This window comes from uncultured Gimesia sp. (genome assembly GCF_963976445.1).
GTDB lineage: Bacteria > Planctomycetota > Planctomycetia > Planctomycetales > Planctomycetaceae > Gimesia.
Window position 1 is genome coordinate 109,498 of sequence record NZ_CAXBKP010000017.1, and the last position, 18,220, is coordinate 127,717.

Annotated in this window: 10 protein-coding genes; 4 read left to right on the top strand and 6 right to left on the bottom strand. The window is 48.5% G+C overall.

Features of this window, described 5'->3' with window-relative positions:
• Positions 1 to 403: 403 nt before the first annotated feature.
• The 4 genes from AAC022_RS18220 to AAC022_RS18235 are packed head-to-tail and all read left to right on the top strand — an operon-like array spanning position 404 to position 8,006.
• Positions 404 to 3,739: a DUF1553 domain-containing protein gene (locus tag AAC022_RS18220; RefSeq protein ID WP_339733359.1), complete on the top strand. Its 3,336-nt coding sequence runs from the start codon at positions 404 to 406 to the stop codon at positions 3,737 to 3,739.
• 49 nt (positions 3,740 to 3,788) lie between these two features.
• A complete protein-coding gene (locus AAC022_RS18225; RefSeq protein WP_339733360.1) occupies positions 3,789 to 5,204 on the top strand; it encodes a DUF1501 domain-containing protein in 1,416 nt (471 codons plus the stop codon).
• 44 nt (positions 5,205 to 5,248) lie between these two features.
• On the top strand, positions 5,249 to 6,370 hold the full coding sequence (locus AAC022_RS18230; RefSeq protein ID WP_339733361.1) for an Ldh family oxidoreductase: 1,122 nt from the start codon (positions 5,249 to 5,251) through the stop codon (positions 6,368 to 6,370).
• A gap of 10 nt (positions 6,371 to 6,380) precedes the next feature.
• A complete protein-coding gene (locus AAC022_RS18235) occupies positions 6,381 to 8,006 on the top strand; it encodes a sodium:solute symporter (protein WP_339733362.1) in 1,626 nt (541 codons plus the stop codon).
• A gap of 21 nt (positions 8,007 to 8,027) precedes the next feature.
• Here the strand turns inward: AAC022_RS18235 and AAC022_RS18240 are convergent, their stop codons facing one another.
• The 6 genes from AAC022_RS18240 to AAC022_RS18265 all read right to left on the bottom strand — a co-directional run bounded on the left by AAC022_RS18240 (position 8,028) and on the right by AAC022_RS18265 (position 17,787).
• Positions 8,028 to 8,684, bottom strand: coding sequence for a TlpA disulfide reductase family protein (locus AAC022_RS18240; protein WP_339733363.1), 657 nt, complete (start codon positions 8,682 to 8,684; stop codon positions 8,028 to 8,030).
• Between the two features lie 44 nt (positions 8,685 to 8,728).
• Complete coding sequence (locus AAC022_RS18245) at positions 8,729 to 10,594, bottom strand: beta-propeller fold lactonase family protein (protein WP_339733364.1); 1,866 nt, start codon at positions 10,592 to 10,594, stop codon at positions 8,729 to 8,731.
• Positions 10,595 to 10,714: 120 nt separating this feature from the next.
• Positions 10,715 to 11,269 carry a hypothetical protein gene (locus AAC022_RS18250; protein ID WP_339733365.1) on the bottom strand — a complete coding sequence of 185 codons (555 nt, stop codon included), beginning with the start codon at positions 11,267 to 11,269 and terminating at the stop codon, positions 10,715 to 10,717.
• Between the two features lie 200 nt (positions 11,270 to 11,469).
• Positions 11,470 to 14,151, bottom strand: a complete 2,682-nt coding sequence (locus AAC022_RS18255; RefSeq protein ID WP_339733366.1) for a PQQ-binding-like beta-propeller repeat protein — start codon at positions 14,149 to 14,151, stop codon at positions 11,470 to 11,472.
• 280 nt (positions 14,152 to 14,431) lie between these two features.
• A complete protein-coding gene (locus AAC022_RS18260) occupies positions 14,432 to 15,721 on the bottom strand; it encodes a DUF1501 domain-containing protein (protein ID WP_339733367.1) in 1,290 nt (429 codons plus the stop codon).
• Positions 15,722 to 15,807: 86 nt separating this feature from the next.
• Positions 15,808 to 17,787, bottom strand: a complete 1,980-nt coding sequence (locus tag AAC022_RS18265; protein ID WP_339733368.1) for a DUF1549 domain-containing protein — start codon at positions 17,785 to 17,787, stop codon at positions 15,808 to 15,810.
• Between the last annotated feature and the right edge of the window lie 433 nt (positions 17,788 to 18,220).

Below are 18,220 nucleotides of genomic sequence, written 5' to 3' on the forward strand. Positions count from 1 at the left end.
AATTGATTGCTATGGTAGGCTCTCTTTACTTCCTGGAGACGGTCGCCAAAATTAGTAGTCATGCAACAGCATTCACTCAGTCGAAATTTCCAAGTCCGTTTTGTAATTGAAAGCTACAGCTGGTTTCAGAAGATGAGCCCAGAGACGTCACTTTGGCAATCTGATTCTCAGCCTCAATTTGAAACTTGATTCTCGCCTGTCCGGCCAATCTTGAAAAACTGCGTGAGAAGGTCTGATCTGCAGTTGATTTTGTTTGCGAAACATGATTGTATATAATATATAATCATGGCGTTTGAGTATGATCTTGCGATAGAATCAATGTCATGATTTGCGATTCATGGAGAGAGCTATTACGTCTAAGTAGTTGATTACAAAAAACAAATGTGCTTTTGGATACATCACGATGAAACGACGACTTCTGGTAATTTTGGGATTATGCATTACTGTCATGATGCCCCTGAGCCGTCCGCTTCTGGCAGCTGATGCTGACTTGAAAAAAGAAGCTTTCTTCGAAAAACGAATCCGACCGTTATTGATTAACCAGTGTTATGACTGTCACAGTGAGGATTCTGTCGAGAGCGGATTTCGCGTCGATTCCCTGTCGACATTAGTCAAAGGGGGAGAGCGGGGGCCGTCTGTCGTCATCGGGAAGCCCGAGCAGAGCCTGTTGATTAGCGCTGTAAACCATAGCGGCCAATTACATATGCCGCCTAAAGATAAGTTGTCTCAAAAAGAGATCAGCGATTTGACCGAATGGATTCGGCTGGGAGCCTACTGGCCGAACTCAAAACCGATTGTACAATCCACAGACGGAAATCCCGAGGGGCCGCTTTTCACTGAGCAGGAGAAAGCCTTCTGGGCCTTTCAACCACCTCAAACGCCAGATCTTCCACGGGTTAAACAATCCGAGTGGGTTCAGAACCCGATTGACACTTTTGTTTTATCGAGGTTGGAACAGAAGGGATATTCGCCCGCTCTTCCTGCAGAGAAGCAGAACCTGATTCGCCGCGCCACTTTTGACTTGATTGGTTTGCCGCCCACGCGAAAAGAAATCGACGATTTTGTCAAAGATGATTCTCCGGATGCTTTTGCTAAGGTGATAAACCGGCTACTGGAATCGCCCCGCTACGGAGAACGCTGGGGCCGGCACTGGCTGGATGTGGCGCGGTATGCTGACTCAAATGGACTCGACGAAAACCTGTCCTATGCGAACGCATTTCGATTCCGTGATTATGTGATTGCTGCATTCAATAAAGATAAGCCTTTTGATCAGTTCGTCCAGGAACAATTGGCCGGAGATATTCTGGCTGAGCAGGTCAATGATGACAGCCGTGTCGAGAAAATTACTGCGACCGGCTTTCTCTCGATCGGAGCCAAGATGTTGGCGGAAGACGATCAAACCAAGATGCAGATGGATATTATTGACGAGCAACTGGATACCGTCGGCCGTACCTTCATGGGGCTGACCATGGGGTGTGCCCGCTGTCATACTCATAAATTCGATCCGATTCCGATTGAAGATTATTACTCGCTGGCGGGCATCTTCAAAAGCACAAAGACAATGGAAAACTTCAAAGTGGTTGCCCGTTGGCAGGAACGGACTCTGGCCAGTCCTGAAGAGATTCAAGTGCTGGAGCAACATAAAAAACAGATTGCCGACCTGGACTCGAAGATTCTAGCTGTAGTGAAACGATCCGATGAACAATTACTGACGGAAGAGCGAAAACGAGTATCCGATTATTTATTGGCGGCTGAGATTAAAAAACACGCTGATCAATTGATGCAGGGAACAAAACCGATCGGCGAAACGCGGGAACCCAATTCGTCGGATTCTGCTCTGATTGTGGAAGCAGAAAACTATCAGACGGGCAATGTGAAAAAATCCCTGACCGGTTACGGCGAGGGGATTGGAGTCATTTATAATAACGGAATGCTGCCTAATATCGCGGAATATGAAATTGAACTGCCGAAAACGGGGCGATATCAATTCGAAATTCGTTATGCAGCTGCGGCGGCACGGCCGGTTCAGCTTTTGATTAATGGTCAATTAGTCAAAAATAATGCGGCAGGAGAAGTTACCGGAAGCTGGTATCCCAAGTCACAGCAATGGAAGGTAGAAGGTTTCTACGAGTTCACTAAAGGAAAAAATAAGATTCGTCTGGAAAGTAAGATTCCCTTTCCGCATATTGATAAGTTATTGATTGCAGCGCCTCGGGAACCTTCCAAGAAAGAGCAGAACTTCATCGCCGATGTTGCGACTCCCGAGAGTAAACTCATTGGCAGTATCACAGCACAGTGGGCCGACTATCTGACGAAAGTTGCAGAGGAGAAGACATCTCCCTTTTTCGTATGGAATGAACTTGTACGTACGGGCAAGACGCCAGAAACGCTCGGCCCTCTCTACCAGCGATTTCAAAATTTGAATGATTTGCCTGGAGAGCAGCGACTGAAACAGGCTGCTCAGCTTTACGGGGCTTTGTTTACAGAAGTCGAGCAAGAGTGGCAGGCTTATCTGAAAACGGACGCAGGCAAAAAAGCGAAATCACTGCCGGATGCTGAGCGGGAGGCGATTCGTAACGTACTGTATGATCCCAAAGGGCCGTTTGCGTTACCTGCGGACCGCGAAAATTATTATGCTGCCACAAGTAAAACAAAGCTTACAGAAAAAAGAGCCACCCGGAAAGAACTGGAAAAAACACTGCCTCAATATCCGACAGCGATGGCCGTTTCAGAGCAAAAGCCAGAAAACGTCAAAGTGCATCTGCGGGGAAGTCACTTCACGCTGGGGAAAGAAGTCCCTCGTCAGTTTCTGCAAATTATTGAGGGAGAGAATCAGCGGCCCATCAATGATCAACAGAGCGGGCGTCTGCAGTTAGCCCAGTGGTTAACCAGCGGTCAGCATCCTTTAACGGCACGTGTGATGGTGAATCGACTTTGGCGCTGGCATTTTGGAACAGGACTGGTGCGAACGCCTGATAATTTTGGGAAACTGGGAGAGCGTCCGACACATCCACAGCTGCTGGACTGGCTGGCGGTTCAATTTGTTGAGAATGGTTGGTCGATCAAGTCGATGCATCGTTTAATCATGCTGTCTGCGACTTATCAGATGAGTACGAAGTATAATGCGGAACTAGCAGCCGTTGATCCCGAGAATCGTTTATTCTGGCGGATGAATCGCAGACGGCTGGAAGCGGAAGCGATTCGCGATTCCATTTTGGCCGTGTGTGGAAAAATCGACTATGAAATGGGAGGCTCACTGTTGAGCGTCGAGAACCGGAAGTATGTGACAAGTACCAGTAATGTCAATCCGGTGGTTTATCAGACCAATCGTCGCTCTGTATATTTACCGATTGTGAGAAGTGCCTTATATGAAGTACTGCAGGCTTTTGATTTTGCTGATCCGAGTGTTCTCTCTGGCGACCGTACGCATACCACGGTGGCACCACAGGCACTCTTCATGATGAACAGTGAATTCGTAATGCAGAATACAATGGACCTGGCCAACCAGATTATGCATGAGACACACTTGGATAATCCTGCCAGGGTAAATCGAATTTATGAGAAAATATTCAGCCGTCCTGCGACAGTGATGGAAACGTCTCGGGCGCTGAATTATGTCGGACAATATAGACAGAAATTGAATTCGTTAGAGATGTCGGACGAGGAAAAAGAGCAGCGAACCTGGCAGAGTTTGTGTCGGGTTTTGATTGCCTCCAATGAATTTCTGTTTGTGGATTAGAGGTTGAGCCAACGCAGAGATTGAAGGTTTGTTTTGAATGGGAATTCGCATGAATCGATGGAAGACAAATAACGGACACACGGTGATCTCGCGTCGGGAGATGCTGCGCAGAAGTTCTGCCGGCTTTGGTAGCCTTGCTTTAGCTGCTTTATTGGGAAGTGATGGTCAGGCTGCGCAACAGAAAGTCGTCCAGCAGCCGCATTTCGCTCCGAAGGCCAAGCGTGTCATCTTTCTGTTTATGCACGGCGGCCCTTCGCATATGGATACTTTTGATTATAAGCCCCAATTACAGAAAGATAGTGGCAAGCCACTTCCGTTTGACAAGCCTCGTGTTTTCTCTGCAACGACTGGTAACTTGCTGGGATCACCGTGGAAGTTCAAGCAGCATGGTGAGAGTGGTGCCTGGGTGAGTGAAGTGTTTCCGCATGTGGCGGGTTGCGTTGATGATATGTGTATTATCAATTCGATGTATGGTTCTAACTCCCGTCACGGGGGAGCACTGTTGGAATTGCATACGGGCAGTGATACTTTTGTTCGCCCCAGCATGGGATCCTGGATCACCTACGGTTTGGGATCTGAGAATCGGGACTTGCCTGGTTTTATTACCGTCTGTCCGACGTTGACTCATGGCGGCGTGAATGCCTACAGCTCCTCTTTCCTGCCTGCAGATTATCAGGGGACGCCCATCGGAAATGCCAGTATTCCGGCTGACCGCGCACTGATTCCATTTATTAAAAATAAAAGCGGCATTCCATTAGCTGTGCAACGCCAGGAATTGGATTTTATGCAGCAGATGAATCGGGAACATTTGGAACATTCCGGTCCCGATGCGGCACTTGAGGGGCGGATCAATTCCTTCGAGTTGGCTTATCGCATGCAGACGGCGGCGCCTGAACTACAGGATATCAGCGACGAATCTGAGACGACTCAGAAGATGTATGGTCTGGATAATGATGTTACGAAAAATTTCGGACGTCAATGTTTGATGGCACGTCGATTTGCAGAGCGGGGAGTGCGTTTCGTTCAAATTACACATAGTTACAAATGGGATCAACATGCTGGCTTAAAAACGGCGATTCCCCGAAATGCGATGGAAGTTGATCAGCCAATCGCAGCCTTGCTCAAAGATTTGAAATCGCGTGGTCTACTGGAAGATACGTTGGTTCTTTGGGGAGGAGAATTCGGCAGGACACCTGTCAGCCAGGGTAATGATGGTCGTGATCATAATCCGCAAGGTTATACGATGTGGATGGCAGGAGGTGGCGTCAAAGGGGGATTGCAGTATGGTGCTACCGATGACTATGGATATTATGCTGTTAAAAACAAGGTTCACATCCACGATCTGCATGCCAGCATTTTACATTTATTGGGGATGGATCATAAAAAGCTGACCTATCAGTTTGCCGGCCGTGATTTCCGATTAACGGACGTGCACGGCGAGGTGATGTATGACCTGTTTGCCTGATTCCTTTCTGTTAGTGAAATGACAATTTTAATAGAGGTGCCCTTTTGCCACAAATTCAAGTGAAGAGTGCTCTGGTTGAAGCCGATGCATTGCGGGATTTTTGTTTTCAGTTACTCGCACATGCCAATTTAAGACAAGCGGATGCGGAGCTGGTAGCGGACTCTTTGGTGGAATCAAACTTGCGCGGCATCGACTCGCATGGGGTCGCACGATTACCGCATTATCTGGAACGGATTCGTCAGCAGAGCATCAATGCCCGTCCTGAAATGCAATGGGAGCAACTGGGAACGGCAGCTGGCCGCGTTGACGGGGATCACGGACTGGGGCAACTGGCGATGGTTAAAGCTGCCGACCATGCGATTGAACTGGCCCGCGATTCCGGAGCAGGCTGGGTTTCGGTCTGTAACTCTTCACATTGCGGCGCACTGGCGTATTATGGGTTAAGGATGGCTCAAGCTGGCATGATTGGTTTTGCTTTTACGCACGTCGACCCGATGGTCACACCACACGGAGCACGAGAACCGTTTTGCGGGACGAACCCGATTTGTATCACAGCACCGGGAAAAAAAGGGAAATCACTTTGTCTGGATATGGCAACGAGTATTACACCTTGGAACACGATTGCCAATGCCGCGACGGAAGGGGTTTCCATTCCAGAAGACTGGGCTTTGGACTCGAATGGGCAGGGAACTACTGATCCGAATGAAGTCGTTGCGTTGTTTCCGTTCGGTGGATTCAAAGGCTCGGGCTTGGGGTTGATGATCGACGTTTTGTGCGCGCTTCTGGGGGGCGCACCGATTGGACCTGACATTCCCAAAATGTACGGCGACCTTTCTCAAAGACGATTGCTGGGAGGCTTGGTCGGCGCGATTGATATCAGCCGGTTCACTTCTGTCGATTCATTTCAGGAACGGATTACAGAGATGATTCAGCGCTGGGGTGGGTTGCAGCCACTTCACAAAGACGGGAAAGTCTATTATCCTGGTGAGCCAGAAGAGGTAGCGCGCTTGGAACGATTTAAAACTGGAATTCCCGTGGGGTGTCAGTTGATTAAGCAATTCAATCAAATGGCTCTACAATCTGGCCTGTCTCCTCTCGACGTTTCTGATTTGCATCCTGACGTGGATAATACTCTGGAAACTTCTCCTACCGAATCTCTGACTTGATTGAACATCTATGAACGGGCCATTCCTGTCGGCTGCCACCCAACTTAATATTTCATTACTCGATTCTGCAATCATTCTGGCGTATCTGATTTTGATCACCGGGTTGGGATTGTACGTCGGCCGCAAGCAAAAGCAGACTGTCGATGGCTATTTCCTCGCGGGACGTTCCCTCAAATGGCCTACAATTGGGTTGTCTTTATTTGCGACCAATATCTCGACAGTGCATTTGATTGGTCTCGCCGCAGACGGATATCGCGTAGGATTAGTCGTGGGGAACTTCGAGTGCCTGGCGGCATTCACATTGATCATCTTAGGGCTGGTATTTGCGCCAATCTATCATCGCAGTGGTGTGGTGACGCTCCCCGATTTTCTGGAACAACGTTTTAGCGCGGGGTCTCGGATCGTATTGGCGATCATGGGGGTTGTTGCGGCGTTGTTTATTCATATCGGCATGACCCTTTATGCCGGTTCCACTATCATGCATGAGTTCTTCGGGATTGATGTCTTTACCTCGGTGATCGTGATTTCTGCAATCACAACGTTGTATACCGTGATGGGGGGATTGAAGGCGGTCGTGATTACGGAGTCTATTCAAACAGTGCTGCTGATTATCGGGTCGATTGCAATCACCTGGTTTGCAGTGGGTGCTTTGAATGAGCAGGGAATCGATTCCTTTACCAAGCTCCGTGCAGCACTCCCGGAAAAGCACATGAGCATGCTGCATGAGAGCGGTGGCTTTTCCTGGTTCGCATTCGTTTTGGGATATCCGGTTCTGGGAATTTGGTACTGGTGTGCCGATCAGACCATCGTGCAGCGGGTTTTGGGTGCCGAGACCGAAAAGGATGCTCAGTTTGGACCGTTCTTTGCAGGCTTCATTAAAATTCTGCCATTGATGATTATGGTTTTTCCTGGAGTTCTCGCGTATGTCCTGTTTCAAGATCAAATTGGAGATAATCCCAATAGCGCGCTCCCCGTCTTAATCAGTCAACTGATTCCTGAAGGCCTGAAAGGCATGATTGCGGCTGGCTTGCTGGCAGCACTAATGAGTACGATTGCCGGTGCCTTGAACAGTACGGGGACGTTAATCAGTATCGACGTTGTGAAAAAACTCAAACCGGAAACAAGCGATGCACGTCTGGTGGTGGTGGGACGAATTACTGCAGTGGTCGTGATGATTCTGGCAATTGGCTGGTCAACAATGGGCAGCAAGTTCGAGAGCATATTTTCCGGGCTGAACAGCATGATTGCCTGTCTGGCTCCTCCGATTACGGTGGTCTTTATCTGGGGCGTTCTCTGGAAACGGGGAACGGCAAAAGCTTCACTGGTCACTTTGATCGTCGGCTCAATTTTAGGTGCGCTGACTTTTGCATTAGACTTCGGCTTTGGAATGATCACAAACGATTTAGGAATTCCCTTCATGCTGCAGGCATGGTGGCTGTTTGTGATTTGTTCGGTGGTCTTTGTGGTTGTCAGTCTACTCACACCACCGCCGACCGCTGATCAGATCGAAATGATGTGCTGGAAAAACCCGTTGAAAGAAATTGTATTTCACAAACTTACCGGCGTGACCGACCCGCGCCTGATTGCGTTACTGCTGGCGGGGATCATGTCTTCGATTTATATCACGTTTGCTTGAACGGGTAGAGCTCATAGGTGATTATTCCGGCTTCTGCTGTGCAGGCTTCAGCATCTTATCGATCAGCGGTTCGATATGTTTCTCGTATGTGAAACCTTCCTGACCATATTCGAGCGTTTCATTATCGAATCGTTTTTTCAGCTTGCCATCAGGACCGTAGACATAGGCTGCCGGGATCGCAGCCAGATTCAGGCTCTCGTAGAGTTTCTCATCAGGAGTGCTGGAAATCAGATTGACGATGTCTGCTTTCTGTTTGGAATAAAATTCCATGAGTTCTTCGCTATTGGATTCAGGAGGAGAATCCTTGCTCCCGATATAGTTCAGATTAAAAGAAACGCAGACCACTTTTTCCGGATACTTCTTTTGTAATGCGACCAGCTGCGGAAATTCGCGGAGACAAGGTTCGCACCACGTTGACCACAAATCTACAACGACAACTTTTCCCTTTTGTTTTTTGATGAATTCCTGTGCTTCTTCCCAGCTGGCGATTTCCGCCGTGACGCCGTCTTTCTCAAATGTTTTTGCGCCGGGAATAGCAGATTCTTTTTTATCGACCATTACCGAAGCCGTTTCAGAGGCTGCTTCGGTTTCAGGAGAAGTGGTGGGAGCGGGTGTGTTCTGACTGCAGCCGTGCAGCAGTATCAACGAGAATACAAAACAGATTGATTTTGCAGACATAAGAAAAGTCTTTCTGGTAGTTGTCTTAAACACGCTTAAGTAGATCACTTCGCTACTTTGACCATCCCTGCAGATTTTGCTTGGGGGACAGGGTCTTCAAAGGGAAGCGCCTTCAGGAATTCGACAAGGTCGGCGAGTTCCTGTTTCGAAAGCTGACTTGTGTTTCCGTGTTTGTTGTCATGATTATAAATGGTGAATACTTCCTCGAGCGATTCCGCTTTACCGTGATGCAGGTAGGGAGCCGTCCGATAGATGCCGAGCAACGTCGGCGTGTCGTACGCGGGTCCCGTCTTCTCACCAGGGTTATCAACGGCAGTCCCTACATCATGTCGAATAATATTCTCTGTGGGAACGGAGTCTGTCAGAAAGGGACCACTATGACAAGTGGCGCATTTCGTTTGTTTTGATAAGAAGAGTTCGCGTCCCCGTTTCGCAGCTGAGTTGAGACCTTTTTTAGCATAAGGACTCATTGTAAAGTTATGTGTATTCGAATAAGCGGCCATCGCGTCCAGTGCCTGCGATAAGCCTTTGTTGGGGGCATCCAGTGAAGAATTGATTTTTCCTCTCACCAGTCCGTATCCCTGCATCAAAGGGCCGCGGATGGTGTGCTCGAAATCCTGCACTTCGTCTCGATCTGCTGACCAATGAATCGGATGCGTCCAGGCCATGCCGGCCAGTGATTGTGTGTTTCTTAAGCCTTCCGGATTATGCCAGGTTCTTCCATCAGACTGCCCGTCGGGATGACAGCTTGCACAGGAAATCCACAAACGGCTTGTCATAGGCTGCAGTGCCGTATAGAAGAGCTGTTTTCCCAGGAGAATTTCTTCTCCCAAGGGGTTCTCAGTCACATCAATTATCGCTTGGGGACGCAGTGTTTGCGTGTCGTAAGCAACGACGTTGAAGTCCAGTGCATTATAAACGTAAAAGGTGTTTCCATCGGGAGCAACCTGTACTGCGCGGGGATTATGTCCCAGTTTGATTGAATCGCGAAATGTTAATTCGCGGTAATCATCGTCGATCACATTGCAGACGTAGAGGTCGTCTGTCCCGGCAAATACGACAAAGAACGTTTTTCCATCTGGGGTGATTGCGGTGTCCCAGGGGTTGCATGTCACACGGGCTCCACGAAAGGAATCCATGGGGATCTTCCGTCTTCGTTTTCCTTCACTGGCTATGGTATCAACAATTGAGACAATGGGAAAAATCGAACCGGCACCGTGTGCTACAGTAATCCGTGAGCGAATATGAGGCAGATACGCCTTCGCCCGACGGGGATGTAATGTGATCTGACGAGAAAGATTGTCCGTACTTCCTCCTGGCCATTCATCAGTTGTTCGGCCGCTGGCGATATCAATCTGTCGAACCAGGGCGGTATAGTATTCGGTCGTAAAGAGGCTTTGATTGTCATTAGAAATTGCGATGCCGCGTAAATGACTTCCCGATGAAAATTCTCGTGTGACTTTTTTGGACTTTGGATCGATTTCCACAATCTGACCCGGATAATCGAGCGTAACGAAGATCCGGGAGCCGTCATTTGTGGAGACAACGCCATACGGTTCATCAAACACTTCTGTTTGACCCGTAATCTTGCCGGCGTCTGCATCGAGAAACACAACCCGGTCTTCGTCATAGACGGCGACCGCTAGCTGATGGCGGTTACCCAGAAACGTCACGCCTTCCGGATGTTTGCCGACTTTGATTTCACTTTGTTTTTTATTTGATGCCAGATCGACAATTGTGACCGTTCCACTGTCACGGTTCGAACAGGCAAGCAGTTTGCCGTCTGCGGAAATATCCATCAGACTGTTGGATTGACCGGCGTCAGCACGAGGTGATCCCATCAACAGGCAAATGAAACAGAGAACTGTCAGCTGTGGAAAATAACGAACGGACCTTGCACTGAGATACATTGAAACCCCTCTACGAAATGTGAAGATTCGTTTTGGCTTAACGCGGCGGGAAATAGAAACCCCGCTAACCGGTTCAGGAAAGCGGGGTCTACTCAATTGATAAGAGATCGTCTCAAATCGTTAGTTCAAGATTTTGGAAGTATCTTTAACGATTTTATTGATCTTGTCTTTTGACAGATCGCTCTTCTTCAAAGCGTGATTGACTTTCACTTTTCCTCCAACCCACATCAAAACTGTGACGTCGGCGTCTTTGGAAATTTTGTAAGAAGAAGGACCGGCTTCGCCTTCGAAGTTTGTCAAAGGTGTGTTCTTGATCTTTTTGCTGTCAGCGATTTTTTTAAGTGATGCACTGGATTTGTCAGCATCGTCAGTCAGGTGAACAACAAACGCTGCCATTTTCTGATTTCGGTTTGCGCCAACTTTGGCATCAATCTGGGCAATCAGATCCTGGACATCCCCATTCATTTCGCGTGCGAAGATGTTGACTACGGGACGGCCACCATAGCTGCAGCGATAGCAAAGTGACTTACCAGCGTTCGGGCCCGTACAATCATTGACTGTATATGCTCCAGGTCTTCCGCCTACTTCGATACCAGATTTCAGCTCTGCTGCAGAACTGAAAGAACTGGCTGCAACGAACATTAACGCAACTGAGAGTGTAAGCAGACTTTTCATGTATTTCTCCTTGATTTCCAATGCTTGACAAAAAATCCTGCAGGAGCAGGGGATACGTTAGTACTAACGTATCGGTGAATTTTAATGTGAGTGAATCGGGAGTGCAAACGATTTCGCACTTTTTCTTTGGGCTGCCGGAATCATATCTTCATGTGATCTTAATCAGTTCAGCGAACATCCTCGAAGTAAGATCTTATACATCAAGGCCTTTCCCAGATAGCGGGCAATATTTTCGAATCCTCTCCAAAAGTCTGTGAGACCACAAAACCACTGGCCTGAGAGGTATAAAAAATTCGTCCATTTGAAACGACCGCTCCTAGACACTCGCGAGAATCAATGGCAGGACCCGTTGAAACCAGCTTGCCGTTGTCAGACAAATCAATCATATCCATATTTGCTCCCAAGACGTAAGGCTCTGAGAGCGTAAATCGACAGCAGGCATAGTTGTGCCCAATACTGCTGAGGACCTTGCCCGTTTGATGATCAAAGACGTTGCCTTTTCCCCGTAACGCATTGGAGAAAATAAAGTCTTTGCCGACGGTCACGACATTCAGGGCCGACGTGACCGCATCCGATTGCCATACCAGCGATCCGTCTTTCGCATTCAGGCACCAGACAAATCGATCCTGTGTCTTTTCATTCGCACGATTATAACCGCCAATATAAATCCGGCCATCACGCGCACTCAGCGTACATTTCGAGGTGACATAATATTTGTTCGTCAGCCAGACGACCTTACCTGTTTGGGGATCGAGACAGGCGGTAATGCCGTTATTCTCGACGGGCAACCCACGTCGTCTGCGCTGGCTGCTGGCGTAACCAAAAAAGGTCGAGTAGTATAATTTGCCATCCAGAATGGCGATGCCACAATCGTTACCGCCACGTCCATATTCAGAGAAATCTTTTTCCCACACAATCTTGCCCGTATCCAGATCCCAGGCCCAGATTCGGGGACGGTGATCTTTGGGGTAATAAGGATTGTCATTCGAATAAATCCAGCTCATGACTTCACGTCCGTCTGGTTTGATCGCTGGTGTACCGCCGAACGTGAATGCCTTTTCTGTTCCCTGAGCAGCATATTCACCGGAACCGGAAGCATAGATTGCGATCTTACCATGCACGACCGGCGGAAACTGACGACTCCAACTAGGCGATCCGGTAAAGGGTGCCTCCCAGAGCAATTTTCCGGTAGCGGCATCCAGACAACGCATGCGTGACTTTTTGATGCCCGCCTGTGGAATCAATAGTTTTCCATCAATATAAAGAGGCGAGGTGAATGACAGATACACATCAGGCCAATAACGTCTCCATAACAGCCGCCCTGTATCCTGCTCGACAGCAATGATTTGTCCTTCGGCTGTATGTGTATAAAGTCGGCCACCACCACAGACGGGAAGATGTTTCACAGTCCCTTCCAGTCGGCGTGCCCAACGCATTCGCAAAGGTGGCTTCAGTCCCTGAGCATTCGCATTTGTTCCACCAAAGTCTCCATAGTTGGTATACCAGTCGTATTTCGAACTGGCCAAAGGGCCGGTGAGTGGACTACGGATTTTCCAGATCTCCAGATCCTGTTCTGGCAGAGCAACCTCAGTCTTTGGAGTAGTACCGTCTGCATTTAGCACATACAGATAACCATCCTCGCACGGAACATAAATCTTACCGTTGGCAATTGCGACCGGAGCCGTAATCGGCGCATCAAAGGCAGTCGTGAACGTGGTCGGCTTACCTCCCGCCAGAGGTACCACATAGAGCTTTCCATCGAGTCCACCATAAACAGCATGGTCACGCGTTATCACGGGCGAACAAACAGAAGCCGCTTCGCAGAGCACTTCGGTTTTCTCCTCACCAATCGCGTGCCGACATAAGCCGAGACCTGCTTCGGGGCGTACGCGATACACATCGTTCCCGCGGATACTGACAGAGGCAAAGCTGAGCAGGCCCGGATCGCGAATCGATGTTTGTGTCCCTTTAATATAGTCTGCTTGAATTTGGTCACCTTCCAGCCGCATCATTTCCACGCGACCGGCATTATCCCTTCGATGCCATTGCACATACACATTCCCCGCTGCATCAGCACTCTGGCCGAATGTCGCCGGGTATTCTGAACCGGCATATTTGGGGATCTCTCCCACGGCACGAAGTCGGGGCGTTTTTCCTGCATCATCCAGAAAAACAGTACGGCCTCCCGCCGGGATCACGATGCTATTCCCCGCCAGGCAGAGATCGCGCGAGCAGACAAAATGGTCTCGCCACGTCACGCGATCTTTACGATGGGCCAACCAGTCTGCGCCGCTCCAGCGATTCCCGTCGAACTTGACCACTTCTTTGACAAAGTCCCACGTCCAGGCGACTTCACCGTCCGGTTCGACTGCATATACCTGAGCGCCGAGTGTCGCAAAATAGACGCGGTTGTTATTGACAACGGGAGCCGAAAAAACAGGCTCGCGGCAGTCAATTTCTTTTACAACCGAGCCATCCTTAAGAGCAAGTACATAATAATAGCCGGCGGTTGTGCCAACATGCAGGTACTGATCGATAATCGCCGGTGAAGCGACATTGCTGCAGTTTCCCGTGCCTCCTTTGGTGACGAACTTCCACAGAATCTGATTCGTTTTCCCGTCAATTGCGAAGACCACTCCTGATCCATCTACGACGAACACTTTTCCATCGCTGATAACTGGAGAGGTGTAGATACCGTCCGTTAACGGAATTGCTGCTGCCAGAGACAACGGCGGCTGGATCGAAATATTTTCTACGTTTCCCGATCGCTGACCGTTTCCCTTCAATTGCAGCCAGTTTTCGTCTGCTTGTGCTGTCGTGCAGCACACAACAAGACTCATGGCTAGTGGAAACAATACAGAAGGCAGTCTGACTTTCTTCATCGGAATGAACTTTCTCAAGTTGCAGTTTTGAGGAAATATAGGAGGGCAACTCTTGTTACAAACAGGCGATTTCTTTGGCTCGACTGTTTGAGGTCGTCTGGTCAGCTTGGCAGGACCCATTTTACAGGGAATCAACATCCGATCATAAACCGAAAAAATTGGGGAAGCTACTATTTTAACATTATTTCGAAAATATCGCCGAAATAAATCTGTGCTGATGACTCAACAAAAAAACGGCTTCCACAGAGGAAGCCGTTTTTTTGTTGAGTCTTTACTGCTGTTACAACAACTTGGTAACAGCTTCACCATCGTGGGCCACCTTGAAGGGGCGGCCGTCGGGTGAGAAGATTTCTTTATCGAGTGGCAGGTTCAATGCTGTGGCAATCGTCGCATTGAAGTCGGCTGGTAATACGCCGTCTTCATCAACACTCTGACCACCTGCATCAGATTTACCATAGAAGTGGCCTCCTTTAATTCCGCCACCCATCAAGGCGGCAGAGAAGACACCAGGGTGATGATCGCGACCTGCATTTTTGTTGATCACAGGAGTACGACCGAATTCGGTCGTGAGGACCACAAGCGTCTCGTCGAGTAGACCAAGATCAGACAAATCTTTCAAAAGACTGCCCAATGCTTTATCCAGAATTCCTGCCCGCGTGGGCAGCGTGCGGTCTTCATAGATATCACGGTGCATATCCCAGCCGCCGAACGTGACTTCCACGCAGCGAACATCGTTCTGCACCAGACGGCGTGCCAGCATACAGCCTTGACCGAAGGAGTTTCGGCCGTACTTATCGCGGTCTTCTGCTTTCTCTTCGTTCAAGTCAAAGGCTTTGAGCTCATCACTGGAAAGCAGGCTGGTTGCCTGGGAATAGAAGTCCGTGTAAGCCAAGACATCTTTCGTCTTGAATTTGTTCTGAAACTTGCGATCGAATTTGTTGATCAGGTCCATTCGCTTTTCGAATGAATTGTCAGACAAGTAAGATGGAGATTTCGTGTTCTCCAGTCCGCGATTGGGGTCGCCAATCGGCAAGGGACTAAAAGAAGGATCCAGAAATCCGGCACTTGGGTGACGGGCGGGCGCACTAACCAGAACGGTATCGGGAAGATTTTGATTTTGACGCCCCTTGAAACGCTGAATCCACGGTCCCATTGAAGGATGACGGGTCGTCGCGATCTTTTTATAGCTGGTCCGCATCATGTATTCGCCCGGGCCATGAGCTCCGGTTTCCGTATACATGGAATTGATGACCGCCATTTTGTCAAACTCTTCAGCCAGCGTTGGCAGGAATTCACTGATCTTCGCACCGGGGACACTGGTCTTAATTGCCTTCGTTTCCCCTTGATTCTTATGACCTGGTTTCAAGTCAAACGTGTCCAGGTGTGACATCGCACCGGCCATATAAAGATAGATCAACCGCTTGGCCTTGCCACCTTTAGTCTTAGTGGGAGCCGCGTCAACCATTTGATTGAAAACCGGAAGCACGCTGACTCCCAATGCCGATTTCGCAGCATATTCAAGAAACTGCCGCCGACCCACTCCGTCGAGTTTTGAAAGGAGATCTCGCATTTACTGTGCCTTTTATATTTAAATTGGATTCGTTGTCATTTAATAACATCCCGACTCGTTTGTCGGGATGTTGGGGTTGATAAAGACTATTGAATGAATAGAAACTCGCGTGTATTCACGAGTGACCAGATGACATTTCCATAACCGGCCGGCCCATTCTTGTCAATTTCACCCATGGCAATCTTGGCCTCTTCGCTATCAGGATGTCGATTTAGAATTGTCATGAAAATGACATCGACACCATCTTTAACTGTTTTTTGTCCGACCACGTTATTGTAGATCGTCGAACCTTTTTCCAGCATCATATGTGTCACCGGGCCATTAAACATAAACAGGATCTGTGGCACAGAACCGGAATCAGAAGAAGCCGAGATCAGTTCACGATCCGATTGACCAAAGGTCCGCAGAAAGTGACTGGGTGAGACCGGGGAAGGAAGTTCCGAAGCACGCGCCAGTAATTGGCCTTTGTACTTATATTTCTTTTCCCGTTTATAACGCGTTTTGTCAATCTCGGCGCGTTTCTTTACATCAGCGTCCAGAACTTCCCGAGCCGTTGCCGTATTCAGGTTCACGGCGACAATCTCCGATTGTACATTCGAGGGCAATTCTCGATACTCTTCGGGATCGACAACAGCCAGGGTTAAGAAAGAATCCCAAGCCTGCTCCGCTGTCATCCGACGTAGAACCGGACCTGGAAAATGGTATTGTTCGGTCAAAGGAACGTCAGTTGTAGAAGCTTGTCGCTGATAGGTTTTCGTATTGAACAGAATCCGCAGGTATTCTTTCATATCGAAGTTGAGCCGTTTCATCTCGGATTCGAGATATTTCATCAGCTCCGGATTCTCTGCGACTGTGGAGTCCATCATGTCGTCCACAGGTTCAATCTGGCCGCGGCCGAACACCTGTGTCCACAGCCGATTGGAAATCGTCAGAGCAAAGCGGGGATTGTCTTTGGAAACCATCCAGCGGGCAAACGCCTGACGCGGTGCTTCTCCCTTTTTGATGTCAGCTGGTTTCCCAAAAATGGTTTTTGGTTGCACCACCGATTTCGGCTTGGCATCGGAATAAGCATAATCATGAGGCAGCTGAATCTTACGGTTAACCTGGTCAGTGACAACCATCATATTTACCCGGATCATCCGGTTGAATCGTCCCTGATTACGGCGTCGGTCTTTTTCTTCCTGACCCATCTCCTGGTATTCTTTTCGCAGACGTCTATTTGGGTCGCCGTTGGTGTAAAGATCTTTATTTCTGCCACTCGCGCGGGTTGAGGAGCCGAATGTAAAGGCCGCCATCTCGTAGAACTCTTTTTGCTTCCAGCGATCGAACGGATGATCGTGACATTGAGCACAGCCAATCCGCGTCCCCAGGAAGATACGAACGGTGTTATTCATATTGTCCAGAGGCATTCCGGAATCACGTTGCAGATATCCAGTAGCAGGGTTTTCCCAGATCAGCCCTTCAGCTGAGATCATTTCTTCGACCATTTTGTCCCAAGGCTTATTTTCTGCCAGAGACTGTTTAATCCACTGTCGATAAGGGCCGCCATCAACGTTGTTATTCAAGCGGTCGGTGTAACGTAAGACATCGGCCCAGTAATTGAAGTAGTGGCTGGCATAACCATCGCTGTCCAACAGGCGATCGATCAGCCGCTTACGTTTATCCGGATGACGTGATGCCAGGAAGTAACGGGTTTCCCGATAGGTGGGAATCGTTCCAGTGATATCCAGGTAGACGCGACGCAGGAATTGTTCATCCGTCGCCAGCGGATTGGGTTTCACTTTATGTTTTGAATAATTGGTTTCAACGAATTTATCAATTTTCTCGGCTGACTTTAGAGCCGCCGAAGATTTGACAGGACTAACCGGTTTGGATTTCACCATGAACCGTGGAGGCAGGGGTTCTTCTTTTTTCGGTGCCGCTTTTTTGGATGATTTTCTTCGTGGTGCCGCCTCAGAGTCGGGCAGGCATGAAAAAATGAGAAACGTTAAAACGACAGCACAACTTCCATACATTTTCCAGTGCCGCGTAAGTCCACCCGGGCAACTGACCTGTTTTCCTGACATGCAATAACTCCCACAGTCGTTCCTTGATTAATCAGATATGATCGAACACCAGACTATAGCAAAGATTATGGTCTGATCTCGCATCAATTTATTTTACACAAAATAGATCAGGAATGACTAATGCAAACTCGATTAATTTTATCTTAAGAGTTTGAAATTTGCGAAGAAAACAGGGTACAAACAGTAACTGTTCACTGAGAGATCAGTCTGCATTTCCTGTTATACAATTGTTATGAATTGGTTCGATATTCCTGACAATAATAACACCTCTTTTACTCCCTCAATCTCATTGTTTATTTGTGAAGAATTTTCAGTTCTTGACACATTCGTGACCCTGTCTAAGCTACGCCCAGTTGTGTGTCGCGCGCGAGAAAATGCTTTTTTCAGTAGAGCTCTTCTTCACCTGTTGATGTTGTCACTATAAAACCCTCTG

What these genes read in the sequence shown, in the direction of transcription:
- AAC022_RS18220 (WP_339733359.1), top strand. Translation starts at nt 404, where the DNA reads ATGAAACGACGACTTCTGGTAATTTTGGGATTATGCATTACTGTCATG.
- AAC022_RS18225 (WP_339733360.1), top strand. Translation starts at nt 3,789, where the DNA reads ATGAATCGATGGAAGACAAATAACGGACACACGGTGATCTCGCGTCGG.
- AAC022_RS18240 (WP_339733363.1), bottom strand. Translation starts at nt 8,684, where the DNA reads ATGTCTGCAAAATCAATCTGTTTTGTATTCTCGTTGATACTGCTGCAC.
- AAC022_RS18260 (WP_339733367.1), bottom strand. Translation starts at nt 15,721, where the DNA reads ATGCGAGATCTCCTTTCAAAACTCGACGGAGTGGGTCGGCGGCAGTTT.
- AAC022_RS18250 (WP_339733365.1), bottom strand. Translation starts at nt 11,269, where the DNA reads ATGAAAAGTCTGCTTACACTCTCAGTTGCGTTAATGTTCGTTGCAGCC.
- AAC022_RS18265 (WP_339733368.1), bottom strand. Translation starts at nt 17,787, where the DNA reads ATGTCAGGAAAACAGGTCAGTTGCCCGGGTGGACTTACGCGGCACTGG.
- AAC022_RS18255 (WP_339733366.1), bottom strand. Translation starts at nt 14,151, where the DNA reads ATGAAGAAAGTCAGACTGCCTTCTGTATTGTTTCCACTAGCCATGAGT.
- AAC022_RS18235 (WP_339733362.1), top strand. Translation starts at nt 6,381, where the DNA reads ATGAACGGGCCATTCCTGTCGGCTGCCACCCAACTTAATATTTCATTA.
- AAC022_RS18245 (WP_339733364.1), bottom strand. Translation starts at nt 10,594, where the DNA reads ATGTATCTCAGTGCAAGGTCCGTTCGTTATTTTCCACAGCTGACAGTT.